This is a genomic window from Variovorax sp. 20P10.2.4 (assembly GCF_058244205.1).
The window spans coordinates 1-1,314 of the sequence record NZ_JBZAYE010001122.1; the positions used below are offsets into that span (position 1 = coordinate 1).

1 protein-coding gene is annotated in these 1,314 nt (G+C 71.2%); it reads left to right on the forward strand.

The genetic code is table 11. The annotated features are described in order from the left end of the window. The coding region (locus AC27VN_RS41640) for a chemotaxis protein CheA (RefSeq protein WP_490880534.1) at positions 1-1,314 on the forward strand (1,314 nt) is incomplete at both ends.

Sequence of the window (1,314 nt, forward strand, 5' to 3'; positions counted from 1 at the left end):
ATCCGCACCCAGCTGCTCGACCGCCTGATGGCGCAGACCGGCGAGGTCATCATCACGCGCTCGCGGCTCGAGGCCGAGATCGGTTCGCTGCGCGGCTCGCTGGCCGACCTCACGGGCAACCTCGACCGCCTGCGCCAGCAGCTGCGCGACATCGAGGTGCAGGCCGAGAGTCAGATGCAGTCGCGGCTGGCGCAGGCCAAGGATTCGCAGCAGGGCTTCGACCCGCTGGAGTTCGACCGCTTCACCCGCGTGCAGGAACTCACGCGCATGATGGCCGAGTCGGTGAACGACGTGGCGACCGTGCAGCGCACCCTGCAGAAGACGGTGCAGGCGACGGAAGACGACCTCAGCGTGCAGGCGCGCCAGACGCGCGAACTGCAGCGCGGCCTGCTGCGCACGCGCATGGTGGAGTTCGAGGGCATCTCCGACCGCCTCTACCGCGTGGTGCGCCAGGCCTCGAAGGACACCGGCAAGCAGGTGCGCCTCGACATCACCGGCGGCTCGATCGAAATGGACCGCGGCGTGCTCGACCGGATGACGCCGGCCTTCGAGCACCTGCTGCGCAACTGCGTGGCCCACGGCATCGAGGACGCCGCGCGGCGCGAGGCTTCCGGCAAGGACGCCAGCGGCCTGATCGTGATCGACCTCGCGCACGAGGGCAACGACGTGTCGGTGAGCTTCCGCGACGACGGCGCCGGCCTCGACCACGAGCGCATCGCCGAGCGGGCCCGCTCGCTGGGCCTGCTCGCGGCCGACCAGCCGCTCACGCCCGAGGAGGCCACCGAGCTGATCTTCCGGCCCGGCTTCTCGACGGCCGGCCAGGTGTCGGAACTCGCGGGCCGCGGCATCGGCATGGACGTGGTGCGCGCGCAGGTCGCCGCGCTCGGCGGCCGCATCGAGACGCGCAGCCAGCCGGGCCAGGGCACCACCTTCAAGCTGGTGCTGCCGCTGACCACCGCGGTGACGCACGTGGTCATGCTGCGCTTCGGCGAGGTGTCGATCGGCGTGCCGTCGAACCTGGTCGAGCTGGTGCAGCGCGTGAACGCCACCGACCTCGAATCGGCCTACCTGCACGACACCCATCCGTTCGGCAGCGAACAGGTGCCGTTCTACTGGGGCGGCGCGCTGCTGCAGGCCTCGCCGCGCAGCGAGCACATCGCGGGCCGCACCAACACCCTCGTGATCGTACGCAGCGCCGCGCAGCGCGTGGCGCTGCACGTCGACGAAGTGCTGGGCAACCAGGAAGTGGTGGTCAAGAACCTCGGGCCGCAACTGGCGCGGCTGCCGGGCCTGGCGGGCATCTCGGTGCTGGCC